Below are 23,369 nucleotides of genomic sequence, written 5' to 3' on the forward strand. Positions count from 1 at the left end.
AGGCTACGCAGCCTCGAGCCGGAAGGGCTGCGCGGCTGAGCGCAGGGGAGAGTGGGACGCATGACCGCCAGGGAACGAGCCCTACAGAAGATACGTGAGGCCATCCAGGAGCTTCGTGGGCTCGGAACCATCGATGACCTGCCGGACTGGGTCTGGGAAGAAGTCTGGCATCTTAAAGGCGTGCGGCGTAACCAAGAGGGGTACTACGACCTGGGGTGCGAGTTGTGTCAAGGGGATCATGGGATCGCCATCCGAGCCCGGCTATTCGGCCCTGGCTGGCCGGTCGTGTTCGAGGTCTATCGGTACCGCCGTTCGTGGCCTCTGAAAGACCGCGTCCGCGAGGCCTGGCGTGCCCTGCGTGGTCTACCTTATGAGGATGAGGTGCTCCAGAGTGCCGATTCGCTGGTGAGGCTGCGGGACTTTCTGAACCGGGTCTTTGCGTACGCTGCACCGGGGCCTGATGGCACACAAGGTCGACCACCCCGCGGCGCAAGCAACGGTTCCCCGGGGTCGGAGAAGGAGTGAGCGGGGTATCTCTCCATGGATAGGCCATTTCGCATTTTCGGCCAGCACGACGAAGAGACCCTGCGGCAGATGGAGCGGGTGGCTACCACGGGGCCGGTCGTCGACGCCGTGCTGATGGCCGATGGACACAAGGGTTACTCCATGCCGGTAGGCGGCGTGGTGGCGTACGATGAGGCGGTGTCGCCTGTGGGGGTTGGAGTCGACATAGGGTGCGGCTGCCTTGCCGTCCGCACCGAGCTGACCTACTCAGACCTGGTACAGCTTGCCGGGGAGGACAAGACCTCCATCAAGCCCCTGGTCAACCGGATCTACAAGAGTATCGCCTTCGGGATGGGCCGTACCAACCCGGATCCGGTCGATTCCCCCCTCTTCGACGATCCCCGTTGGGAGGCCATCCCCGCCCCGGTGCGTGGCTCCTTGCGCAACCTGGCACGTCAGCAGCTTGGGACGGTAGGCGGTGGCAATCACTTCGTCGACCTTCTCGTCGAGGAAAGTCCAGAGGGCAAGGTGTGGGTGGCCTGCCATTTCGGCTCCCGGGGCTTTGGCTTCAAGGTCGCCCACGGCTTTCTGGGCCTGCATGCTGGGCTCGGCTGGGAGGACGCTGTTCGTGAAGACATGGATGCCCCGCCGGTCGTCTTCTCGTTGCGTTCCAGCATCGGCCAGGACTACTGGCAGGCCATGAGCCTGGCCATCGACTACGCCTATGCCGGCCGAGAGTACGTCGTCGGTCAGGTGCTGAGGCTCCTGGGCAACCCCAAGGTGCTCCTCACCGTGCACAACAACCACAACGACGCCCGCAAGGAAGTCCACAACGGCCAGGAAGTCGTCGTGGTGCGCAAGGGCGCCACTCCGCTATTTCCGGGCCAATTGGGCTTCGTCGGCGGCTCGATGGGCGACATCAGCGTCATCGTCCGGGGCCTCGATACCGAAGAGAATGAGCTCACCATCCGCCCGACGGTTCACGGCGCAGGTCGCGTCATGAGCCGCACGAAGGCGGCCGGCAAGCGCAAGAAGATCGACGGCCGGTGGATGCGGGTGGGTGGTGAGGTGGACTGGGAGGCCGTGCGACGCTCGCTGTGGGAGCGGGGCATCGTCGTGAAAGGCGGGGGCGCCGATGAGGCGCCGGCGGTCTACCGGCCGCTTTCCCAGGTGTTGGGCGCCTACACCGACTCCTTCGAGGTGCTGTGCACGCTACGTCCGGTAGCCGTCATGATGGCCCCGGAGAACGAGTTTGACCCCTATAAGGACTAAGGCAGGTGTGGCGGTCGGCAACTCCGGTGCCCAGCGTGATGCCTCGACGCTGCGGATGCCGATGCTTGGCGGGGGGCGCTCCTCCGGGCCATCGAGAACGATGAAGACCTCCTGAAGGAAACGTCGTGGAAGGTTATGAGCCGTGTGGGACGTGCCGGACGGGGCAGAAAGCCGGGCCAAGCTCCCTCCCTTCACCAGGGCTGAAGCCCGGGGCATCCTGGCAGTGAGCATGGGAGATGGTGCCATGGCCTACCCGGAAAGCCTTGGGCTGCGGAAGATCGGGGGCCCCGGCCAACGCGGGACAACGTGAGGGGGCGGTCTCGGCAAGAGGTAGGTCCCACATGCGGGAGGCTCCAATGTATGCCGAAAGACAAATCGACGTCCTGACCGTCCACGAGGTGAGCTACACCCTGCTGCGGGTGCTGGCGACCCGGTTCCCCTCGCCCCGGGAGGTAGTGGAGTACCTGGCGAGCATCTTGCTCCTGGACGCCGTGCGTTGTCCCGACAAGGAGGTTCTACTGGCAGCCCTGCACCGCTGGGCCGAGCGGGGCCCCAAGTTCGGCGGCTTCGCCGATGCGTGGCTGGCTGTGCGAGCCCAGCGGAGCGGGCTGCCCGTGTGCAGCGTCAACGGTAGTGACTTTCCAGACGTTGTCAATACGCACCCGCTGGCAGAACCTGGCCAGGGCGAGGCAGCGACACCGTGATCACCGCTCCCGGGTCGGTCAGTCAGCCGTCGCTTATCTGTCGGTCCGTTGCGCCATAGGAGCAGGCTCCTGAGACGCTAGGTCTCCAGGTGAGCGACCGTAGGCTGGAGTGGTCCATGCGCGGGCCGCCCGCAGTCGACCCGTGACAACCGCCTGATATACACGGGATGGCCAGGAAACCACGGCCGTTCCCGGCCTTTCGTCGCAGGAGGGCCTATGTCCGTGTCGTATTTGGTTTCCCAGCCCTACGGGGAAACGCAGCTGTCCCGGCCTCGGAAAGGAGGGCCGGCACAGTTGGCCGGGACGACTCGTCGGACCCGAAGGGGCACTGGTAGCCGCAATCGTCGGTTTGGTTCGATCCGCCAACTCCCGAATGGGCGGTGGGAAGCTCGCTGGGACGCGGGGGTGGATGCGAAGGGGCGGCGCCTGCAGCGCTTGAAGAGCTTCGCCAGCCGCGAGGAGGCGGAAGCCTTTCTGGGCCAGCAAGCGGTGCTGTCGGCTCGTCGCCTCGCGCGGGAAGGCGAGGTCCTCACGTTCGGCGAGTTCATGAGGACCTGGCTGCGGGACATCTACCCGGAAGAGTGCGAGCTCAACACCCTGCGATCCAGTCGCTACCATGCGCGCCATCTGATCCGGGCGCTGGGTCGCTACCGTCTGGCCGATCTCACCCCGGCCATCGTCGAGCGGTATCTGGAAGAGGCGAAGGCGAAGGGGTTGTCGGTGGGCACCCGCCGTCGCCACCTGACCTTGCTGCGGAAGGCCCTGGACTACGCCGTCGAGAAGGGTGCGCTGCACCGCAACCCCGCCCGTCAGGTACGGATGCGCTACCGCAACGGCTCGGTGCGCGAGGTGCTCACCGAGTCGGAGCTCAAGGCGCTGTGGCAGGCGGCCGAGGGCTCCTACTACCGGGACCTGTTCCGGCTGTACCTGCTGACCGGGGCCCGAGAAGGCGAGCTTCTGGGCCTCTGCTGGGACGACGTGGTCTGGGAGACCGGCGAGACCATCATCCGCCACAATCTCGTCTACGCGAAAGCGGATGAGATCGACGAATGGCTCGCTCGCCATCCGGGAGAGGGGATCCGGTTGGGCCGAACCTTCGTGCTGAAGGGGCCCAAGACGGAGACCTCGCTTCGCCGCATTCCCTTGGGCCAGGCGTACATGGCGATCCTGCGAGCGCATCGGGAGCGCATGGAGCGCCTGCGTCGCCCGGACTGGCCAAAGCTACCGGTAGACCTGGTTTTCCGCAGCCGGACCGGGATGCCGCTTTCGCCGCGCCATCTGCGGCTGGCCATCAAGAAGCTCGCCCTGAGAGCCGGCATGGACCCGGACGTGGTGGCCAAGAAGGTGCGGGTCCACGCCCTGCGGCATGGGCAGGCCACGCACCTGCTCTTGCGCAATGTCCCCCTGAAGGTTGTGGCGGAGCGGTTTGGGCATGCCAGCACACACGTCACGGCCGATATGTACCAGCACGTCTTGCCGCCCATGCAGGACGAGGCGGTGCAGGCGGTCCAGAGCCTGTTCGGGGCACCGCCGGAGGTCACCCACGATCCGGAGCTTGAGCCGCCGGAGACGGTGGCCCGAATCCGGGAGCTGTATCGCCAGGGCAAAAGCTACTGGGCGATCGCCAAGCAGCTCAACGAGGAGGGCTACCGCACCCGTCGGGGTGGGAAGTTCTACCACCAGACGGTGCGGCAGATCCTGGAGGATCCTCGTTACCGGGATTTGGCAGTCGACGGGAAGGCATGATACCTATACCCCGTAGGGTAGGAAAGCGAAGTCCGATCCCACGAAAAATCTCACGAACTACACGTACAAGGGGATCACTACAGACCATAAAATGCCAAATGGCAATGCGTTCCAGTCCGGCGAGGCTTGTCACGACGGCGTTTACCGGGATCGGGATGGGGAACGGGGAAGCATCCCCCTTCCCATTCCGAACACGGAAGTGAAAACCTCCAGCGCCTAGGGTACTGTGGGGGCCACCCCACGGGAGAGCGGGTCGCCGCCGGGACACCCTTGCGACGAGGTCACGGCCTCGATCCCCGATGGATCCCGCCAAGCCGGGGTCCGGGGTCGAGGCCGTGACGTTCTGGTGGGCGCCGCCACTTGCCGGCCTCCGTCACGCTGTAGCGTTGCGTCCTCCTGGGGAAGCAACCTTGCGTTCGCCGTGAACGGGGGCGGCTTCGTTCATCGTCACTGGCGTCCGGCGGTGCGGTGGTAGAGGACGGCCGAGTAGAGGATCGTGGCCATGGCGGCCGCCGCGACAGGTTCATCACCGGCAGGAAGAACGCACCCATGGCCCGGCTGCCGTAGCCGTCGACTTGGCCCGCCAGGTTCCAGTGGATGGGCACCCGCTCAGGGAGGGCCGGGTAGAGCAGGATGCCCGCCACGAAACTCCCCACCAGTGCGAGCCAAGCGGGCCAGTCGTGGCGCACCTCTTGCCAGTCGAGCCGATAGGTGGCCTTATCAGCGTCGGGCTTCATCGAGCCGTTCTTCCCCCCTTCTCTTAGTGTAGCAGCGCTGCGCCCTCACGGGAAACGCCCGGGCCTGCGTGGAACCTTGCCGCCGGGAGGGATCGCGATGATGAGGCTGGCATGGCTGGTGCCCGACGCGCCGGACAGCCTGGAGTCGTTCCGTCGCTTCGGGCGGCGCCTGACCCACGTGAGTCCGACCTGGCTGCGGCTGGACGCTGAGGCGCGGCTCGAGGCGCGATGGCAGCCCGAGGTGGTCGACCTCTGCCGCGAGTACGCGGTGGCCCTGGTGCCGCTGGTGGTCAACGAGGGCTTCAAGGCCGAGGTGGCCGGCGCCATCCTGGCCGAGCCGTCGCGCCGCCGGCGTGCGGTCGACGCTCTGGTGCGCTTCGCTGACCGGCCCGAGGTGGCGGGGATCAACCTGGACTTCGAGGGGCCCTTCGGCCGATGGCGCCATGCCTACTCCGAGTTCGTCCACGAGCTGGCGGAGCGCCTGCACGGGCTGGGCAAGGAGGTCTCCGTCGACGTGGTTTGCCAGACCCGGCCCCCTCACCCCGTCGAGTCCCTGCAGGAGGGATCGGAGCCCACGTCGGCCGCATGGATCGCCTCATGGGCGGAGCCCTACGACTACCAGGCTCTGGGCGAGGCGGTGGATCAGCTCATCCTGATGGGCTATGACTTCCATGCGCGCCTCTCGGAGCCAGGGCCGGTCGGCCCGCTGTGGTGGCTGGAGCGGGTGCTGGCCTACACGCTCTCCGTGACGCAGGCCTCCAAGGTGGTACTGGGACTGCCCTTCTACGGGCGCCGCTGGGTTTCGAGCGGGCCGATGACCGACACGGACTGGGCGCCCCGGGAGCCCGGATCGTACGATGCGCCGCGCGCCGCCAGGGACGCCGGCTTCGAGCCGGCCGAAGGGCTCTCGTTCGCCCAGGCGGCCCAGGAGATGGCTCAGGCCACGCGCAAAGGTCGACGTCCCGAGGAGGCCTCGCCGTGGGGAGCGTATGGCCAGGCCGATGGCCGGCTGGCCGTGGTGCACTACGACGACGCCGAGAGCCTGGCGACCAAGCTCACGCTCGTCCGCCGGCACGGGCTGGCGGGTTGCGCCTTCTGGCGACTGGGGCAAGAGGATCCCGGGGTCTGGGAGCGGCTGTGACGAAAGGAGAGAGCCCCTCGTCGGTCGAGGGGCTCTCTCGTCTGGATGGCTCTACTCGTGCTACCTGCGGGAGGTGGCCAGCTCCTGCAGGAGCGGCCGCAGCTGCTCGTCGATGGTCGTCAGGACCTCCTCCAGCCCGCGCTGGCCGGTCAGGTACTGATTGAGGTTGCTCAGCACGAGCTGGCCGGTGCGGCCCTGCCACTCCACGCCCTTGGGGAAGGGGTGGGCGTAGGTGGCGATCTCCAGGAAGACCGCGCGATTCTCGGGCACCTGGGGCCCGGAGAAGGCCATCTCGGCCACGGGTCGGCGGGAGGGGAAGCCCGTCGTCACGTACTCCGACTGCCACTCGTGGGACGTCACGAAGGCGATGAACCGGAAGGCGTCCTCCTTGTTGGCGGCATTGGCGGGGATGGCGTAGCCTGACCCCTCCAGGCTGGTGGCTCGGCCGCCGGCGTAGCTGAGCGGCATGTGGCCGACGTCGAAGTCGAAGTTGTACTGCCGGCGCTGATCATCCCAGACGTAGTAGTTGGGCATCCAGGCGCCCGCCGGCGCCATGGCGATCTTGCCGGCCTTGAAGTGGGCCGCCGAGTGCGGATACCCCTGGGCCTGGGAGATCTCGAAGGTCGCTACCGTGTCGAGCTCGAAGAAGCGCCGGTAGAAGGAGAGGGCCTCCCGGGCCGCGGGTGATGCGAGGGCGGAGCGGCTGCGGTCGGCGGTGAAAATGTCGCCGCCGTTGGCCCAAATCAGCGTGACGTAGTGGAACCACCAGTTGGTGAAGCCGTACTGGTCGGGCCGTCCGTCACCGTCCAGGTCCCGGGTCAGCTTGCGGGCGGCGTCCAGCCACTGGTCCCAGGTGTACTCGTAGGGACGCTCCACGCCCGCCTCGTCGAAGAGCTCGGCGTTGAAGAAGAAGCCCATCATGTCGAGGTCATTGCCGAGGGCGTAGACCCGGCCCATGGCGTCGGTCCAGAGGTCCACCGAGGCGGGATAGAACTCGTCAAACCGGTAGGTGGCGTTGTGCTGCTGCAGGTACGGCCTCAGGTCCAGGAACATCCCCTGGTCGGCGACCAGCGAGCCCCACGCGCTGCTGACCCGGACCACGTCGGGCGGCGCCCCGCCCGCGATGGCCACCGTCACCTTGTCACGCATTTCGCTCCAGCCGACCTGCTGGAACTCGATGGTGATGCCCGTCTCCTGCTGCCAGCGGTTGAAGGCGGCCTGATACTTGGCCACGATCTCGGGTGGTTCCCAGTCCCACACCACGATCTTGCGCTCGGCCGACCACGCCGACGACGTCAGGACGACGACCGCCACGATGGCTAAAGCGATTGCAACCCTGCGCCCCCGCATCCACGAGCGCCCCCTCTCCGGCTGACGATCTGGTCTAGACCGGACATTCGTGCCCACGGGGCTCGACTCCTGCCACCGGGAAGGAGAAAGTGGTCTAGACCCCTGAAAGGAGTTTCAGATTGGGAGGGCGAATCGCGCTCACCAGGAGGGGGCACCCAGGCCTTGCGGTTCACCCGGCTCGGGATCGTCTGGCGGGGGGCATTGCTCGGAGTCGTCTGGTTTGGTCTGGCCACGCTGGCCGGGGCTGGCGACGCCGGTCAGCTGCCCGACGCCGGTGTCCTGCCCGACCGGGGCGAGCCGGACTACGTGGAGGCCCTGGCCGCGTGGGAGCGGGAGGGCGTCGGACCCGTGGAGGGCGTCTCCGTCACGGTGTCGGGCGCCGACTTCGTGCGGTACGTCCCATCTCCGTGGGCGGACGACCCGGGGCCGTCGGTCGAGACGGGCATCGGCGGGCGGCCCGAGCCCGTCCTCGTCTGGCGGAGCCCGGAGAGCCTCGTCGAGTGGGAGGTGGAGGTGCCCCGGACGGGCCTCTACCAGATCACGGTCGACTACTACCCGCTGGAGGGCAAACGGTCCTCCATCCAGCGGGATATCCGCATCAACGGGGCCTTTCCCTACGTCGAGGCCCGCCGTATCTTCTTCGAGCGCACCTTCACCGACGCCTACCCCCCGCGCCAGGACAACCGGGGCAACGACATCCGCCCGCCCCAGGTCGAGGTGCGGAGCTGGATGCGCAAGACCGTCGAGGATGCCGACGGCATGTTTCGGGAGCCCCTGCTCTTTTACTTCCGAGAGGGCGTCAATCGCTTGGCGATGTACGCCCATCGGGAGCCCATCGCCATCGCCTCCATCACGGTGCACGCCCCCCATCGCTACCCCTCCTACGCCGACGTGCTCGAGCGCTGGCGGCAGGAGGTACCGGCCGCCGACCCGTCGGGCGTCGAGGTGGTGGTCCAGGCCGAGGAGGCTGTCCTCAAGACGGATCCGACGGTGCGGCGCGAATTCAACGCGGACCCCAAGACCGTGCCGGCGTCGGAGGGCAACGCCCGCCTCAACTCGTTCGGTGGCTGGCGATGGCGTCGTGCCGGCCAGCGTGTGGTCTGGGAGTTCTCCGTGCCGGAGGACGGCTTCTACCAGATCGGTCTGCGGGTCTGGCAGGGGTACGAGTTCGTGCCCGTTGTGCGCGAGGTGCGCATCGACGGGCAGATCCTCTTCGACGAGATGCGCGAGGTGACCATCCCCTACCGCCCAGACTGGCAGTTGGTCCGGCTCGGGGAGGGGGCAACGGGTGACGGCCAGCCCTTCCTCTTTTACCTGAAGGCGGGCGCGCATACCCTGGAGCTCGTCCCGAAGGTGGGACCCGCCCGGCACACGGTGCGCACCCTGCTCTCGGTCTCCCGTGCCATGGCCGGCCTCTCCCGCCAGGTGGCCATGATCACCGGGGTCAACCCCGATCCCCACATGGAGTGGGATTTAGGGCGGCGGCTGCCGACGCTCATCCCCACGCTCCAGGAGCTGATCGACCGCCTCGAGGCCGAGTCGGAGTATGTGTCGAGGCACCTGGCCTCCGGGGGACGCCCCGGCGTCGTCAACACCATCGCCGAGGCCGTCCACCAGATGCGGGGCATGATGTCCAGGCCCGACAGCATCCCGGCGCGTCAGGAGCAGTTCGCGGCGACGCAGACCGCCATCGGGTGGTGGGTGCTGCGTCTCCAGGAGCAGCCTCTCGAGGTCGACTGGATCTGGATCGCCTCGTCCGACGTGCCGCCGCCGGAGGTCCGCTCCTCCTTCTGGGACCGGCTGCGTGCCAGCTGGCGCGTCTTCTTGATGAGCTTCACCCGCCCCAAGCAGTACTACGCCGTCGGCAGCGAGTACGACCCGACGCAGGAGGAGGGGGTCGTCCTCAACCTCTGGGTGGCGCGAGGCCGGGAGTGGGCGGCCATCATGAAGGAGATGATCGAGGACGACTTCACGCCGCGCACCGGCATCAAGGTCAACGTCAACGTCGTCCCTCCCGGGCAGCTGCAGGTCGGCTTCAATGTGCTGCTGCTGGCGGCGGCGGCCGGTCGAGCGCCCGACGTGGCGACCGGCGTGGACCCCAACATCCCCGTCGAGTTCGCCATCCGGGGCGCGCTGCTCAATCTCAACCAGTTCGCCGACTACCCCGAGGTGGCGCAGCGCTTCCGGCCGGGGGCGCTGATCCGGTACCGCCACGCCGGCGGCGACTACGCGCTCCCGGAGACCCAGGACTTCTACATGCTCTTCTACCGCACCGACATCCTCCAGGAGCTGGGGCTCGAGCCGCCGGAGACGTGGCAGGATGTCTACTCGATGCTGCCGCTGCTCCACCGCAATGGCTACGAGTTTTATTACCCCGGCGAGCCGGATCCGTGGGTGGGCTTCATCCCCTTCTTGTTTCAACATGGCGGCTCGCTCTACACCGAGGATGGGCTCCTGTCGGCCCTGGATCGCCCGGAGGCCTACGAGGCCTTCAAGGAGTGGACCGGGCTCTTCACCAACTACCGCATCCAGAAGCAGGCCGACTTCTACAACCGCATCCGCACGGGCGAGATGCCCATCGGCATCTCCAACTACTGGACTTACGTCTTGCTCTCGACCGCTGCGCCCGAGCTGCAGGGCTGGTGGGAGATGCGGCCCATCCCGGGCCGGCGTCTGCCGGACGGGCGCATCGACCGCAGCATCGGCGGCGCCGGCCAGGTAGCGGTCATTTTCAAGCAGACCCGATATCCCCGGGAGTCCTGGGAGCTCTTGAAGTGGTGGACCAGCGCCGACGTCCAGGTACGCTTCGCCCGGGAACTGGAGGCTCTCATCGGGTCCGAGGCCCGGTGGAACACCGCCAACGTGGAGGCGCTCCGGGACTTACCGTGGCCTCGCAAGGACCTCGAGGCCATCGAGGAGCAGTGGCAGTGGTTCATGGAGACCCCCGTGGTGCTCGGCGGCTACTTCACGCCGCGGCACCTCAACAACGCCTGGAACCGCGTCGTCCTGCAGGGATGGCACCCCCGAGAGGCTCTGGAGGAGGCCGTCAAGGAGATCAACCGGGAGCTCGTCAAGAAGCAGGAGGAGTTCGGCATGACGCCGTCGGAGGCAGCACCGGCATGGGCCAGGTGAGAGGCGGCCTGGCCGTGGGGGCGCGCCCGTGGGTGGCCCCCCTGCAGGAGCTGGCCCGTCTCAGGGCACAGGTGCGCCGGCACCGCGTCGCCTATTTCTTCATGGCGCCGTTCGTTGCCGTCTTCTTCCTGCTCACGCTGGCGCCGGTGCTGGTGGCCACCTATCTGAGCTTCACCTACTTCAACCTGCTGCAGCCCCCGACCTGGATCGGCTGGTCCAACTACCGTGCCCTTTTGCTGGACGACGACATCTTCCTCATCGGCGTGCGCAACACCCTCTTCTTCGCCTTTATCTACGGACCCGTCAGCTTTATGGCCTCCTTCACTCTGGCATGGCTGATCAACCAGTTGCGAAGGCTTCGGGCCTTCTACACGCTGGCCATGTATGCCCCCAGCATCGTCAGCAGCATCGCCATCAGCGTCATCTGGCTCTATTTCCTCGCGGGGGATCGCTACGGCCTCATCAACTACCTGCTGATGCGGGTGGGCATCCTGGAGGAGCCGTTCTTGTGGCTCAGGGACCCCCGCACCACCATGCCGAGCATCGTTGTGGTCGCCCTGTGGATGAGCCTGGGCAACCAGTTCCTCGTCTTCCTGGCGGGCCTGCAAAACGTCGATCCTCAGCTGTACGAGGCGGCGGCCATCGACGGCGTGCGCAACCGGCTGCAAGAGCTGTGGTACGTCACCATCCCGGTAATGAAGCCCCAGTTCCTCTTCGCCTCCGTCAACGCGGTGGTGGCTTCCTTCTCGGTTTTCGACATCGCAGTGGCCCTGGCGGGACTGCCCAGCCACCTCTACGCCGGGCACACCATCGTGACGCACCTCTACGACTACGCGTTCATCCGCTTCGAGATGGGCTACGCGGCGGCCATCGCCGTGATCCTCTTCTTGCTGACGTTCGCCACGGGGCGATTGGCCTTTCGACTCTTCTCCACCGGAGGGGCGTACTGAATCCATGATACGAGCGGCCATGACGGCCACCGCGACCGTGAAGGGGGCCGGTCGACGCCGTCTCGACTGGGGCCGCGCCGTCTTCTACGTGCTATTGACCGCGCTGGCCGCCTTTATGGCGCTGCCGCTCATCTTCATGGTCAACCAGGCGTTCAAGCCGGCGGAGGAGCTCTTCCTGTTCCCTCCGCGATTCTTCGTACGCAACCCGACCCTCAAGAACTTCCACGACCTACTCATGTCGGCCGATACCATGCTGGTGCCTTTCAGCCGGTACGTCTTCAACAGCCTGCTCGTAACCGTCTCCACGGTGTTGCTAACGGTCATCTCGGCGAGCCTCGCCGCCTACGCGGTGGCCAAGCACCGGGCGCCCGGGAGCGGGTGGCTCTTCACCCTGGTAGTGTCGGCGCTCATGTTCGCGCCCCACGTCACCCAGATCCCCCGTTACATGATCGTCAACTCCCTGGGTCTGGTGGACACGTACTGGGCCCTGATCCTGCCAGCGCTAGCCTCGCCCTACGCGCTCTTCTTGATGAAGCAGTTCATCGAGCCGCTGCCTGACGCACTGCTGGAGGCGGCCAAGGTGGACGGGGCCTCGGAGTGGCGCATCTTCTGGCAGGTCGTGATGCCGATGGCGCGCCCTGCCTGGGCGACCCTCACCATCCTCACCTTCATCACAACATGGAACGACTTCTTCACGCCCCTCATCTTCACCCAAAGCGAGGTGATGAAGACCCTCCCTCTGGCCCTCATCACCATCTACGGCGGGCCCGGGCAGGTGGCCCGCTACGGGGCTTCGCAGGCCGCCACCTTCCTGATGACGGTGCCGACCATCGCCCTGTTCATCCTGATGCAGCGCCGGGTCATCCAGACCATGGCATACTCCGGCATCAAGTCGTAGCGGAGGGACCCATGGGTCGTCGCACACGTTGCATGGCGAGCTTACTCGGCTGGACACTCCTGGCGGCCTCGGCCACCGGAGCGCCCGTCGTCCGGGCGGCGGAGCCCCAGTGGGTCTGGGACGACGTCGCCGAGCGCTTCTTGCGCACGCCGGCCGGCTACGTCGTCGACCGGGTACTGTCGGTGCGGACCGAGCAGGGAGGCCTCAAGGCGCCGCAGGACCTATTTCTTGACGCCGAGGGGTACCTGTGGGTGGTGGACTCCGGCAACCACCGGGTCCTCAAGATGACGCGCGAGGGCGAGGTGCAGGCCGTGTTGCCGCGCCCCGGCTCCGGCCGCCTGCAGCGGCCGCAGGGCGTCTTCGTCGACGACGATGGCACGGTCTACGTCGCCGACACCGGCAACGGGCGGATCGTGGTCTTCGGGCGAGAGGGGCAGTGGGTGCGGACCTACGAGGCGCCCGTCTCCTCGCTGCTGGACCCGAGCTTCACCTTCAAGCCCTCCAAGCTGCTGGTCGACAACCGGGGCTACCTCAACGTCGTCAACGAGGGGGAGTACCGGGGCATCGTGCTGCTGGACCTCGATGGGCACTTCCGGGGCTTCTTCGCACCCAACCCCGTCGGGTTCGACTGGCGGCGGCTGCTGATCCGGCTCCTGGCCACCGAGGCCCAGCGCGAGCGGATCGCCCGACTGCTGCCGCCTCCCCACTCCAACCTGACCCAGGACGCCCAGGGGTTCATCTATACGACGACGGTCCATGCGCAGCGGGGCCAGATCAAGCGCTTCAACTCCATCGGCCGCAACACCTACCCCGACAAGTCCTACGGCCATGCGTGGTATCGGGACCTGCAGCAGGTGCTCCCGCACTTCACCGATCTGGCGGTGGACGAGACGGGCATCGTCACCGCCGTCGACGCCGCCTCCCAGCTCGTCTACCAGTACGACCAGGAGGGTAACAACCTCCTGGTCTTCGGGGGGCGGGGCGAGCGGGAGGGACGCTTCCTGTACCCATCGGCCATCGAGGTCGACGAGCGGGGGTGGCTGTACGTCGCCGACCGCGAACAGAATGTCATCCAGGTCTTCCGGCCCACCGAGTTAATGCAGCTGGTGCACCGGGCCTCGGCACTCTACTACGACGGGCGCTACGAGGAGGCGGGCGAGCCTTGGCGGCAGGTGCTGCGGCTCGACGCCAACTACCTCATCGCCCATCGCGGGCTCGGCAGGGCCCTGCTCAAGCAGGGGCACCCCGGTGAGGCCATGCAGGAGTTTCGCTACGGCAAGGATCGGGCTGGCTACTCACGGGCGTTCGCGGAGCTCCGCTACCGCTGGATGCGTGCCAACTTCGGGTGGACGGTTCTGATCGTCGCCGGGGCGCTGGCGGGCGTGTGGCTGGCCGTGCGAGGGGCTGGCCGCATCATGCAGGCTGCCCGGCGTCACTACGGGGGATACGCGTGATGGGTCTGGTCGCGGCGGCGTGGGAGAGCACCCGGTTCGCCATCTGGGTGCTGGTGGAGCCCCAGGAGACCTTCGAGCGCTTGCGCCAGCGAGGCAGCGTGGGCGCCGCCATAGTGATGATCGGCCTGGCGCTGGCCGTCCGGGTCGCCACCTTCTTCACGACGGCCTTCCACTTCTCGTCCGCCGAGCCTTCGGAGGTCAACTTCGCGGGGGAGGTGCTGCGCCTTCTAGTGCCGCTGCTGACGTGGGTGGTGGCCAACTACGCGGTGACCGCCATCCTCTACGGCGAGGGGACGCTCCGAGCCATCTTCGTGGCCTCCTCCTACTGCCTGGCGCCCTACGTGCTGCTTACGCCCTGGATCTCGCTGGCCACCAACGTCCTGACCCTGAGCGAGGCGGCGCTGGTCAACGGGGCGCAGGCGATGGTCTACGCATGGACGGGGCTGCTCTTCTTCATCTCCGTCAAGGTGATCCACAACTACGAGTGGGGCCAGACGCTGGCCATCACCTTGCTGACCCTGGCCACCATGCTCGCGACGTGGGCGGTGGCGGCCACCATCTACGGTTTGACGGACCAGGTGCTGCACTTCTTCAGGGAAGTGGTGCGGGAGGCGTTGCTGCGGTGACGACTCGAGGCCCTGGCGCAAGCGTCCGCCTGGCGACGGCACTGGTCGTCTCCGTCCTGTCGTGGATGGCCCCGACCCCGACAGCTCGGGGAGCGGGCGTGGCCGTCGCGACGGAGCCGGACGGAGCCGTCGTGGCGCGCTCGGCCCACCTGGAGATGCGGGTGGCGGCCGACACCGGGCAGGTGGAGGTGACGGATCTCCGCAACGGCGCGGTCTGGTCCTCGGTGCCGTCCCTGCCGCCCGGCACGCGCATCGTAGGGTTGTGGCGGGCCCACATGGACGCGGGCTTCATCCTGGAGTATGCCGAGGCGGACCGTCAGCCGAGGGGTGTCCTCAACACGTCTCGCTACCGGCCCGTTCGCACGGTCGAGCCCACGCCTCGAGGCGCCCGGGTCCGCTACGACATCCTCGATCCGGCCGGTGAGAAGCTCTTCGGCTTCGCATGGGAGCTGAGCCTGGGCGAGGACCACCTGGACTTGCGCATCCCCTTCGACTCGCTGTACGAGCGGCCGGGTGGACTCAAGCTCATCAGCATCATGCCGCTTCCCTTCTTGGGGGCGGCCACGGATCTCGACGACGGGTACGCCTTCTTCCCTGACGGGCCGGGTGCCATCACCCGCTTCAAGGTGGACCACCCGACCTACCAGCAGAATTTCCGAGAGTGGGTCTACCAGAGCGGCCCCGAGTACGCGCCGGGCGGCGCCGGCCAGGTCAGGCTGCCGGTCTTCGGCATCAAGCGGGGATCGGCCGCCTACGTGGGTTTCATCACCCAGGGGGACGCCAACGCCCAGATCGAGTTCTCACCCAGCGGCTATATATTGCCGCTGTACCGCGTGGCGCCCATCTTCCACTTCCGGCAGCGGTTCAGCGTCGCCTTGCGACGGGACGCCTTCGTCGACAAGGTCGACGAGGCCTTGATCGCTGGCGATCGTTCGGTGCGTTACGTCTTCCTGCACGGCGAGGATGCCGACTACTCGGGCATGGCACGGGCCTACCGGCGCCATCTCCTGGAGGCTGGGAGCCTGGCGCGGGCCATCCCGCCCGACTTCGCCGGCTATCTCGACCTCTCGCTCTTCATGGCCATCGAGAAGCCCCTCTTGTTGTGGAGCAGTCTCGTGCCGATGACGACCTTCGCCCAGGCCCGGGAGATCCTCGAGGAGCTGCGTCGCCACGGGGTCGAGCGCGTGGCGCTCACGCTCATGGGGTGGACGAGCCGAGGCTACATGGGGGCGCCGCCTGCCCGCTTCCCGGTGGAGAAGGCGCTGGGCGGCGAGGCCGGCTTGCGGGACTTGGTCGCCTGGGCCCGGGATCACGGTATCGAGGTGTGGCTGTACGACCAGTTCTTGTGGGCTGCCCAGGGAGCGGCGGGCTACTCGGAGCGGCGCGACGTGGTGCGGCGTGCCTCACGAGATCTGCTGGGCTTCTCCCGTGCGCTGAGCCCCGTCCCGTCGCTGCGGACGGAGCGCCGCTACTACCTGCTCAACCCCCTCGCGGCCATCGCCATTGCCCGCCGAGATGTGCCACGCCTGGCCGCCCTGGGGGTCACCGGCATCGTCGACGAGAACGTCGGTGCCCTCGTGCACGTGGACCACAACCCCGCCCGTGCCATGGGCCGGGCAGACTTCATCGCAGCCTTGCAAGAGCTGGCGGGGGTCTACCGGGACAGTGGCCTCAAGGTGGGCGTCAACAAGGGCAACGGCTTCATCTTGGGCTCGGTGGATCGCCTCCTCGACATCCCGACGGAAGGAGGGCGCCTGCTCTTCGCGGACGAGACCGTGCCCTTCTACCAGATGGTGGTGCACGGCTACGTTCCGTACAGTGGCGACTTCTTCGAGGCCGGCAACCTGCGGGCGGATCCCGCAATCGAGAGGCTGCGCGCCATCGAGTTCGGCGCGCTCCCGCGCTACGTGCTGACGTACGAGGCGACGTCCAGCCTCGCCGACACCTGGTTCTCGCAGCTGTACAGCTCTCGCTACACCGACTGGATCGACAGCCTCGTGGAGGACTACCGCATCCTCGTCGAGGAGTTGGGACGCTTGCAGGTCGTCCCGATGCAGGCCCACCGCCGGCTGGACGAGGGCGTCTACGAGGTGCGCTACGAAGATGGGAGCCGGGTGATCGTCAACTACCGCGCGCAGGCGTATTCGCTCAACGGAGAGAGGTCACCCCGCTCCGTCTCCGTGCCTCCCCTGGGACACGTCGTCCTGTGGGCCCAGGGGGACGAGGGGGGAGCTGGCTCATGAGCGCGCGCCCGCGGCCGCTTCGGATCTCGCTGGCCACGCGTCGGGCCCTGGAGGGCTTCGCGTTCATCTCGCCGTGGCTGGTGGGCTTCGTCGCCTTCGCGCTCTGGCCGCTGGTGCGATCCTTTCTGCTCAGCTTCCAGAAACTGGATCAGCTGGTAGGCTTCCGCACCTCGTGGGTGGGGCTCGACAACTATCGGGAGAGCTTCCTGGTCGACGCCAACTTCGTCCCCATGTTCATCGACGTGGTGCGAAACACCCTCGTCGACATCCCGGCCGTCGTGGTCTTCTCCCTCTTCACGGCCCTCATGGTCAACCTCAGGCTGCGAGGGGACGCGTTCTTTCGGGCGGTCTTCTTCTTGCCGGTGGTGATCGGGTCGGGCGCCGTAGTGCAGCACCTCCAAGCGCAGGATGTGGGCCGGCTCAGCATCATCCGCAGCGCCGAGGGGTTCGCCGAGTTCCTGGTCGCCTACCTGGGCCCCGCGCCCGCGTCGGCGGTGCTGGACCTGCTCAACCGCCTCGCGCTGGTGCTCTGGGGCACCGGAGTGCAGGTGCTCCTCTTTCTGGCCGGCCTGCAGAGCGTAAGCCCCAGCCTGTACGAAGCCGCCCGGGTGGATGGCGCCACCGAGTGGGAGATGTTCTGGAAGGTGACGTTGCCGATGCTGTCCCCCATCATCCTGGTGGTGGCCATCTACACCCTGGTCGACTCCTTTACGTCGGTCTTCAACCCCATCCTGACCTACGTGCGTGATGTCGCCTTCAGCGGACAGTTTCGAATGGGTTACGCGGCCGCCCTTGGGTGGATCTACTTCGCGTTCGCCTTCGTGCTGATGGTGATCATCTTCAAGGTGGCCGAGCGCCGCATCTTCTACGCCGGGGAGCGATAGACGACCGATGGGCACGTCCAGGATGGTCACGGCCGTGACGGCTGCATCCAAGCGGGTCTCGTGGATGGCGCTCCGCCACCGCCTCCGGGTGGCGGCGAGTCGGGCCTTCGCCTACCTGATGGTCGTCGACATCTCGTTCATCTTCCTGTTTCCCGTGCTCTACCTGCTGGTGACCTCCGCGCAGACCGTGGAGGACTTCGTCGACCCCACCGTCTACTGGATCCCCACCCGGATTCACTGGGACAATTACGTCCTGGCCTTCAAGGGCCTCTTCTACCCGCGCGCCGTGGTCAACAGCGCAATCGTCTCGGGCCTGTCGGCGGTGGCTCAGGTGCTGTCGGCCTCCTTGGTGGGGTACGGCTTCGCCAGGGGACGGTTCCCGGGCAGGGACATCCTTTTCCTGCTGGCGATGCTCACCTTTCTCATCCCGCCCCAGACCATCGTCATCCCGCTCTTCATGCTCTACCGGAGCCTGGGATGGATCGACACGTACTACCCCTTCATCGTGCCAGCGTTCTTCGGGCACGGGCTGCGGGGAGCGCTCTTCATCTTCGTCTTCCGTCAGTTCTTCCGGGGGCAGCCGTGGGAGCTGGAGGAGGCCGCGCGCATCGACGGGGCCGGCGCCTTGCGCACCTACTTCCAAGTGATGCTGCCGCTGGCGCGGCCAGCCATCCTGGTCGTCTTCCTCTTTTCGCTGGTCTGGCACTGGAACGACTTCTTCGAGCCGTCCGTCTACCTGCACAACCAGGCGCGCTTCACCCTGCCGCTGCGCCTCAACATCTTCTACACGGGGCTGCAGATCGTCACCGGCGCCCAGGCCGGCGAGCTCTACAACGAGCCCCTGTTGATGGCGGCCTCGCTGCTGGTCATCATCGTGCCGCTGCTCATCTACCTGGTGGCGCAGCGCTACTTCGTCCAGAGCATCGAGCGCACCGGTCTGGTCGAGTAGGTGGCGTCGCCCGTCGCAGCCGGGCTAGGGCTGCCACCGATGACCGGCGGGCCAGCGCCCCGGCAGGCCGACCGGCAGCCGGCCGTCAGCCGGCGTCCGCCCGGCCAGCACCTCGGCCAGGGCCTGCAGCGAGACCGCGGTGGTGCCGTAGGTGGCCAGCAGGGCCGGGCCGTCGGGCATCTCCCCCAGATCGTATGGCTCCCGCAACGCCACGACGACGGTGGGGCGTCCCAGGTTGAGCTCCCAGGCCCGTCGCACCAGCTGCACCTGGCCGGCATAGCGGGGCTCCCAGGCACGGTAGGTGCCCACCAGCACGGCGTCCCAGCGAGCGAGGTCCTGCAGCAGGCGCTCCACCTCCGTGGCCTGGATGGCCAGGGGGTAGGTGCGCTCCTCCACCTCGAAGCCCACCTCCGCCAGGGCGGCACCGAGGCCGGTGGTGTGAGCGCCTCGCTCCTCGACCCCCGTCAGGTCCTGGATGCGGGGCACAACGACGAGGAGCCGCCGACCCTCGCCCAGCGGGACGAAACCGTTGGGATCGGCGACTCGGGTGACGGAGCGGCGCGCCGCCTCCAGGGCGGCGGAGCGGGCTTCCGACGAGCCGACTCGTTGCGGGACGGCGGCGACGTCGACACGGGGATCGCCGTCGAGCAGCCCGACCCGCGCCTTGGCGGCCATCACCCGGCTGACGGCCTCCTCGAGGCGGGCCGCCGGGATCTCGCCGGAGCGCGCGGCCTCCACCAGGCGGCGCGCGACTCGCACCGCGGTGGCCCAGTCTTGCGGCCAGGCCACCAGCACGGCGTCGGCCCCTGCCCGCACCGCCTGCACGGCTGCCTCCTCGATGCCGAATCGCTTGACGATGGCCCCCATCTCCAGGGCGTCGGTCACCACCAGCCCCTGAAATCCCATCGCCTCGCGCAACAGCCCGGTCAGCACCCGGGACGACAACGTGGCGGGCAGGCCGGGGGTCGGGTCCACCGACGGAAACGTGACGTGGGCGGTCATGATGGAGGCCACGCCCGCCTCGATGGCCGCCTCGAAGGGCAGGAGCTCGATCTGCCGCAGTCGCTCCATCGGATGGGCGACCGTCGGCAGGTCGATGTGGGAGTCCACCGCCGTGTCGCCGTGGCCGGGGAAGTGCTTGGCAGTGGCCAGGACGCCGCCGTCCTGGAGCCCCCGGATCATGGCGACCCCCAGGGCGGCGACCCGCTGGGGCGACTCGCCGAAGGAGCGCACCCCGATGACGGGGTTGGCCGGGTTGTTGTTGACGTCGAGGACGGGCGCGTAATCCTGGTGAATCCCGACGGCTCGTAGCTCCCGGGCGGTCCACAGGCCGGCCTGGTAGGCCAATGTCTCGGAATCCGCCGCTCCGAGCGCCATATTCCCGGGAAATACCGTCGCCCCCCGCGTCAGCCGGGCGACCAGCCCGCCCTCCTGGTCGACGCTCACCAGCAGGGGTACCCGGGCACCCGACGAGCGCGCCATCTCCTGGAGCGCGTTGGTCAGCCGCGCGACCTGGACGGGGTCCACGACGTTGCGCGCGAAGAGGATGACCCCGCCCACGTAGTGCCGCCGGATCAACTCCTCCACCTCGGGCCCCGGCTCGACGCCCGGAAAGCCGACGTGCAGGATCTGGCCGACCTTCTGCTCGATGGTCATGGAGGCCACCCACTCCCTGATGCGTGACGGCGACGTCCCGGCGGCGGGGCCTGCCGTGGCCGGCTCGTTGACGGTGGGTGCGAGCCGGCCGAGCGCGAAGCCGAGCACGGCAGCCGCCAGGCCCACGACCGCCAGCGCGGCGACGACGCCGCGGCGGCCCGGCGCGATCACGAGCTCTCACCACGCACGGGGCGGTCTCGTCGCAACTCGACGAAGAACTTGTAGCGGTCGCCCCGGTAGAGGGAGCGCACGAACTCGACGGGCTCGCCGGCCGCGTCGTACGTGGTGCGCTCCATCAAGAGCAACGGGCTGCCGGGCTCCACGCCCAACAGGCGCGCCTCGCTCTCTCCCGCCAGCACCGGCTCCAGGGTCTGGTGGGCGTGCGCGAGGTCGATCCCGAGCTCGCCCTGCAGGTACTCGTAGAGGGACCCCTCGGCCACGCGCCCCCGTGGTACCGACGGTACCCGGGCGACGGGGAGGTGGCTGGTCTCGAGGGCCATGGGGATGCCGTCGGCCAGGCGCAGGCGCCGGATGACGAGGACCCGCCGGTCGGCGTCGAGGGCCAGCGCTCGCTCCACCTTGGGGGGCGCCTCCTGGACCTCCATCTCCAGGAGGCGGGCCCCCGGGCGCATGCCGCGGCGCCGCATGTCCTCGCTGAAGCTGGTCAGCGAGACCAGACCCTGCTCGATTTTGCGCTCCGCGACGAACGTGCCCCGCCCCTGCCGTCGTACCAGGACCGACTCCTGCACCAGCTCGACGAGGGCCTGGCGCACCGTCATGCGGGAGATCCCCAGATGCTGGGCGAGCTGCCGCTCCGAGGGGATTCGCTGGCCGTTGCGGATCTCGCCGCGCTCGACGAGGTCCAGCAACGACCGCTTGAGCTGGACGTAGAGGGGTGCGCTCCCGCGGGCGCCCGGCGTCCAGCGCAACGCGTCGAGCACGGGATCTCGACGGCTGACCGTGGTCGGCATCGTGCCCACGCCCCACCTCTCCTCGCCCCTGCGGATGGGACCCCGCCTCCGGGAGCGCGACGGTCTGGACCACCGCCTCGCTCTGGTATTCCTGGACCTTCCGGCGAATCCTTCACCCGCCCGATCCAGTACGGTCACCAGGAGCCCTCGGGGGCCCGCCGAAGGCTCTGCCCATGGCCTTCGAGTACTGGACCTCCGCCTGCTTCGTCTGCGGTCGCGAAAACGAGGGAGGCCTCCACGCCCGGGTGGTGGCCGGCGAACTGGGCGGTCTCGTGCAGGCGACGCTGCCGCCGAGCCTGGTGGGCCTCCCCGGCATCGGCCACGGCGGGGCCGTGGTGGCTCTGCTCGACGAGGCGATGTGGTACGCGGTCTACGGGCAGGCCGGCATCCCCTCGTTGACGGCTCACCTGGAGGTGCGCTTCGTCCGACCGGCGCCCCCGCAGGTGCCGCTCGTCGCGGTAGCGCGGCTGGCCCCGGCCCGAGGGGCGCCGCCTGGTGACGACTCGCAGGGAAGGGGCGGGCCCAGACGAATAGGACGGGCTGTGGCCCGCCTGCTGGACGGTGAGGGGCGGCTCGTCGCCGCCGCTCGCGGCCGCTTCGTGGAGGTGGAGCCGTCGACCGTGCCGGTACACCGCCTGCTCGCTTGCCGGCCCGTGACGCCCGACGCGGTGGCGGACCTGTGGCGGTGGCCGGGTGTCGGGGCCTTTTTGAAGGGTGGCGAGTGACGTGAGCCTGCAAGGCAAGGTCGCGCTCGTGTTGGGCGTGGCCAACCAGAGGAGCATCGCCTGGAGCATCGCCAGGGCCCTGGCGCAAGAGGGGGCACGCCTGGCCCTCACCTACCAAAACGAGCGCCTGCGCCCCAACGTGGAGGAGCTGGCCTCCACCATCGGCGCGGCCACCTTCGCCTGCGACGTCAGCTCGGACCAGGACGTGGCGGCCCTGATGGATTGGGTCGGCCGTGAGATGGGAGGCCTCGACATGCTGGTGCACAGCGTGGCCTACGCCCCCCGGGAGGGCCTGGAGGGCCGCTTCGTCGAGACACCCCGGGACGCCTTCCGGATCGCCCTCGACGTCAGCTGCTACTCGCTGGTGGCGCTCTGCCGCGCCGCCGAGCCCCTGATGAAAGCCCGGGGCGGTGGCAGCGTGCTGACCATGACCTACTACGGCTCCGAGAAGGTGATGCCGGGTTACAACTTGATGGGCGTGGCCAAGGCGGCGCTGGAGTCCTCGGTCCGGTATCTGGCCTACGAGCTGGGGGCTTCGGGCATCCGCGTCAACGCCATCTCCGCCGGCCCCATCAACACCCTGGCGGCCCGGGGCGTCTCGGGCTTCACCGAGATGCGCCGCACCCACGCCGAGCGGGCGCCCCTGCGGCGCAATATCGAGGTGGACGAGGTCGGCCGGACGGCTGCCTTCCTCTTGGGGCCGGGCGCCAGCGGGATCACCGGCGAGGTGATCTACGTGGACGCCGGCTACCACGTCATGGGCGTCTGAGGGCGGGCCCCGCTTGCGAGGCGGGGTGGGCGCGACTATAATGAGGGCCGCGGGCCCGCTCGGGCCGGTCCAGCCGCCGGACGAGGCGGCCGGTGGCGTTCCTCGGTAGCTCAATGGTAGAGCGCCCGGCTGTTAACCGGGGGGTTGCAGGTTCGAATCCTGCCCGAGGAGCCATCCCTCCCGTCCCCGTGGCTCTTTCCGCCATCTCGTGAGTCCCGCCGCGACGATCTCGACGGCTTCGGCGCGTGTAGCGTCCCTCTCCGCCGGGCATGCTTGCGGGTGAGGCCGTGAGCCGCAAGGCGTCGAGAGAGGGGAGCGACGATACCGGCATGGATGCTGACCTCGCGTGGCAGGAGTGGAAGCGATGGCTGTCGCAGGCTGTCTCGGCTGGACGGGAGGCCGGCCTCGGCAGCCGGGAGCTGGTCGACTACGCCGAACGCGTGGGTGACTTCCTGGCCCGTCACGTGGACCCGGCCAACCCCCAGCAGCGGGTGCTCAAGGAGCTTTGGAGCGTGGCCGACCAGGGGGAGCAGCGGGCCATCGCCTCGGCCCTGGTCAAGCTGGTGGGGCAGGCGGGCGATGTCGGGGGTGGATACCAGCGCGACCGTGGCCGGGGCTTCACCTTGAGCTGAGCCGGCCAGGCCGGGCCATGGGTGGC

19 protein-coding genes, 1 tRNA gene and 1 rRNA gene are annotated in these 23,369 nt (G+C 68.1%); 17 read left to right on the plus strand and 4 right to left on the minus strand.

Annotated features, from left to right (window positions below; translation table 11 throughout):
• Nucleotides 1-540 precede the first annotated feature (540 nt).
• The 4 genes from VLY81_RS02975 to rrf all read left to right on the plus strand — a co-directional run bounded on the left by VLY81_RS02975 (nt 541) and on the right by rrf (nt 4,491).
• Complete coding sequence (locus VLY81_RS02975; protein ID WP_405001279.1) at nt 541-1,776, plus strand: RtcB family protein; 1,236 nt, start codon at nt 541-543, stop codon at nt 1,774-1,776.
• Between the two features lie 356 nt (nt 1,777-2,132).
• A complete protein-coding gene (locus VLY81_RS02980) occupies nt 2,133-2,480 on the plus strand; it encodes a PIN domain-containing protein (protein ID WP_324669540.1) in 348 nt (115 codons plus the stop codon).
• Between the two features lie 216 nt (nt 2,481-2,696).
• Nucleotides 2,697-4,226 (plus strand): tyrosine-type recombinase/integrase, encoded by a 1,530-nt coding sequence (locus VLY81_RS02985; RefSeq protein WP_491701040.1) that lies wholly within the window; start codon nt 2,697-2,699, stop codon nt 4,224-4,226.
• A 151-nt stretch (nt 4,227-4,377) separates the two neighbouring features.
• A 5S ribosomal RNA gene (gene rrf / locus VLY81_RS14865) occupies nt 4,378-4,491 on the plus strand.
• A 16-nt stretch (nt 4,492-4,507) separates the two neighbouring features.
• On the opposite strand, the gene VLY81_RS14515 is transcribed toward rrf, so the two are convergent.
• The gene (locus VLY81_RS14515; protein ID WP_405001280.1) at nt 4,508-4,963 is read right to left on the minus strand and encodes a DUF1648 domain-containing protein; all 456 of its coding nucleotides are present in this window, start codon (nt 4,961-4,963) and stop codon (nt 4,508-4,510) included.
• Between the two features lie 97 nt (nt 4,964-5,060).
• Between VLY81_RS14515 and VLY81_RS02990 the strand changes: the two genes are divergently transcribed.
• On the plus strand, nt 5,061-6,104 hold the full coding sequence (locus VLY81_RS02990) for a glycosyl hydrolase family 18 protein (RefSeq protein ID WP_324669542.1): 1,044 nt from the start codon (nt 5,061-5,063) through the stop codon (nt 6,102-6,104).
• Nucleotides 6,105-6,164: 60 nt separating this feature from the next.
• Here VLY81_RS02990 and VLY81_RS02995 read toward each other — a convergent pair whose 3' ends face one another.
• Nucleotides 6,165-7,418 carry an ABC transporter substrate-binding protein gene (locus tag VLY81_RS02995; protein ID WP_324669543.1) on the minus strand — a complete coding sequence of 418 codons (1,254 nt, stop codon included), beginning with the start codon at nt 7,416-7,418 and terminating at the stop codon, nt 6,165-6,167.
• A 198-nt stretch (nt 7,419-7,616) separates the two neighbouring features.
• On the opposite strand from VLY81_RS02995, the gene VLY81_RS03000 reads away from it, so the two are divergent.
• From VLY81_RS03000 to VLY81_RS03035, 8 genes are read left to right on the plus strand one after another with little or no spacing between them, the layout of a single operon-like run.
• Nucleotides 7,617-10,586: an extracellular solute-binding protein gene (locus VLY81_RS03000; RefSeq protein WP_324669544.1), complete on the plus strand. Its 2,970-nt coding sequence runs from the start codon at nt 7,617-7,619 to the stop codon at nt 10,584-10,586.
• Nucleotides 10,574-11,536: a carbohydrate ABC transporter permease gene (locus VLY81_RS03005; protein ID WP_324669545.1), complete on the plus strand. Its 963-nt coding sequence runs from the start codon at nt 10,574-10,576 to the stop codon at nt 11,534-11,536. The genes VLY81_RS03000 and VLY81_RS03005 overlap by 13 nt, the downstream gene beginning before the upstream one ends.
• A gap of 4 nt (nt 11,537-11,540) precedes the next feature.
• Complete coding sequence (locus tag VLY81_RS03010) at nt 11,541-12,434, plus strand: carbohydrate ABC transporter permease (RefSeq protein ID WP_324669546.1); 894 nt, start codon at nt 11,541-11,543, stop codon at nt 12,432-12,434.
• A gap of 32 nt (nt 12,435-12,466) precedes the next feature.
• The gene (locus tag VLY81_RS03015; protein ID WP_324669547.1) at nt 12,467-13,888 is read left to right on the plus strand and encodes a hypothetical protein; all 1,422 of its coding nucleotides are present in this window, start codon (nt 12,467-12,469) and stop codon (nt 13,886-13,888) included.
• Nucleotides 13,888-14,514 carry a YIP1 family protein gene (locus tag VLY81_RS03020; RefSeq protein ID WP_324670322.1) on the plus strand — a complete coding sequence of 209 codons (627 nt, stop codon included), beginning with the start codon at nt 13,888-13,890 and terminating at the stop codon, nt 14,512-14,514. The genes VLY81_RS03015 and VLY81_RS03020 overlap by 1 nt, the downstream gene beginning before the upstream one ends.
• On the plus strand, nt 14,511-16,757 hold the full coding sequence (locus VLY81_RS03025) for a DUF5696 domain-containing protein (protein WP_324669548.1): 2,247 nt from the start codon (nt 14,511-14,513) through the stop codon (nt 16,755-16,757). Before VLY81_RS03020 ends, VLY81_RS03025 begins: the two co-directional genes overlap by 4 nt.
• Entirely contained in the window at nt 16,754-17,641 is an 888-nt protein-coding gene (locus VLY81_RS03030; protein ID WP_324669549.1) for a carbohydrate ABC transporter permease, read from the plus strand. Before VLY81_RS03025 ends, VLY81_RS03030 begins: the two co-directional genes overlap by 4 nt.
• 7 nt (nt 17,642-17,648) lie before the next feature.
• Nucleotides 17,649-18,590, plus strand: a complete 942-nt coding sequence (locus tag VLY81_RS03035; protein WP_324669550.1) for a carbohydrate ABC transporter permease — start codon at nt 17,649-17,651, stop codon at nt 18,588-18,590.
• 24 nt (nt 18,591-18,614) lie between these two features.
• Here the strand turns inward: VLY81_RS03035 and nagZ are convergent, their stop codons facing one another.
• Nucleotides 18,615-20,417 (minus strand): beta-N-acetylhexosaminidase, encoded by a 1,803-nt coding sequence (gene nagZ, locus VLY81_RS03040; RefSeq protein WP_324669551.1) that lies wholly within the window; start codon nt 20,415-20,417, stop codon nt 18,615-18,617.
• Nucleotides 20,414-21,217 carry a GntR family transcriptional regulator gene (locus tag VLY81_RS03045; protein WP_324670323.1) on the minus strand — a complete coding sequence of 268 codons (804 nt, stop codon included), beginning with the start codon at nt 21,215-21,217 and terminating at the stop codon, nt 20,414-20,416. The genes nagZ and VLY81_RS03045 overlap by 4 nt, the downstream gene beginning before the upstream one ends.
• A 173-nt stretch (nt 21,218-21,390) precedes the next feature.
• Between VLY81_RS03045 and VLY81_RS03050 the strand changes: the two genes are divergently transcribed.
• The 4 genes from VLY81_RS03050 (at nt 21,391) to VLY81_RS03065 (ending at nt 23,343) form a co-directional block, all read left to right on the plus strand.
• Nucleotides 21,391-21,942, plus strand: a complete 552-nt coding sequence (locus tag VLY81_RS03050) for a PaaI family thioesterase (protein WP_324669552.1) — start codon at nt 21,391-21,393, stop codon at nt 21,940-21,942.
• A 1-nt stretch (nt 21,943) separates the two neighbouring features.
• On the plus strand, nt 21,944-22,711 hold the full coding sequence (locus VLY81_RS03055; protein ID WP_324669553.1) for an enoyl-ACP reductase FabI: 768 nt from the start codon (nt 21,944-21,946) through the stop codon (nt 22,709-22,711).
• A gap of 99 nt (nt 22,712-22,810) precedes the next feature.
• Nucleotides 22,811-22,885, plus strand: a tRNA-Asn gene (locus tag VLY81_RS03060).
• Between the two features lie 155 nt (nt 22,886-23,040).
• Nucleotides 23,041-23,343, plus strand: coding sequence for a DUF3243 domain-containing protein (locus VLY81_RS03065; protein ID WP_324669554.1), 303 nt, complete (start codon nt 23,041-23,043; stop codon nt 23,341-23,343).
• The last annotated feature ends 26 nt before the right edge of the window (nt 23,344-23,369 follow it).

This window comes from Limnochorda sp. LNt (assembly GCF_035593265.1).
In the GTDB taxonomy this organism is placed as follows: domain Bacteria; phylum Bacillota; class Limnochordia; order Limnochordales; family Geochordaceae; genus Geochorda; species Geochorda subterranea.

Excerpts from the sequence above, each read along its gene's own strand:
- VLY81_RS03045 (WP_324670323.1), bottom strand. The coding sequence starts at position 21,217 with ATGCCGACCACGGTCAGCCGTCGAGATCCCGTGCTCGACGCGTTGCGC.
- VLY81_RS03015 (WP_324669547.1), top strand. The coding sequence starts at position 12,467 with ATGGCGAGCTTACTCGGCTGGACACTCCTGGCGGCCTCGGCCACCGGA.
- VLY81_RS02980 (WP_324669540.1), top strand. The coding sequence starts at position 2,133 with ATGTATGCCGAAAGACAAATCGACGTCCTGACCGTCCACGAGGTGAGC.
- VLY81_RS03035 (WP_324669550.1), top strand. The coding sequence starts at position 17,649 with ATGGGCACGTCCAGGATGGTCACGGCCGTGACGGCTGCATCCAAGCGG.
- VLY81_RS03030 (WP_324669549.1), top strand. The coding sequence starts at position 16,754 with ATGAGCGCGCGCCCGCGGCCGCTTCGGATCTCGCTGGCCACGCGTCGG.
- VLY81_RS02975 (WP_405001279.1), top strand. The coding sequence starts at position 541 with ATGGATAGGCCATTTCGCATTTTCGGCCAGCACGACGAAGAGACCCTG.
- VLY81_RS02990 (WP_324669542.1), top strand. The coding sequence starts at position 5,061 with ATGATGAGGCTGGCATGGCTGGTGCCCGACGCGCCGGACAGCCTGGAG.
- VLY81_RS03010 (WP_324669546.1), top strand. The coding sequence starts at position 11,541 with ATGATACGAGCGGCCATGACGGCCACCGCGACCGTGAAGGGGGCCGGT.
- VLY81_RS02985 (WP_491701040.1), top strand. The coding sequence starts at position 2,697 with ATGTCCGTGTCGTATTTGGTTTCCCAGCCCTACGGGGAAACGCAGCTG.
- VLY81_RS03020 (WP_324670322.1), top strand. The coding sequence starts at position 13,888 with ATGGGTCTGGTCGCGGCGGCGTGGGAGAGCACCCGGTTCGCCATCTGG.
- VLY81_RS03050 (WP_324669552.1), top strand. The coding sequence starts at position 21,391 with ATGGCCTTCGAGTACTGGACCTCCGCCTGCTTCGTCTGCGGTCGCGAA.
- VLY81_RS14515 (WP_405001280.1), bottom strand. The coding sequence starts at position 4,963 with ATGAAGCCCGACGCTGATAAGGCCACCTATCGGCTCGACTGGCAAGAG.
- VLY81_RS03065 (WP_324669554.1), top strand. The coding sequence starts at position 23,041 with ATGGATGCTGACCTCGCGTGGCAGGAGTGGAAGCGATGGCTGTCGCAG.
- VLY81_RS03005 (WP_324669545.1), top strand. The coding sequence starts at position 10,574 with ATGGGCCAGGTGAGAGGCGGCCTGGCCGTGGGGGCGCGCCCGTGGGTG.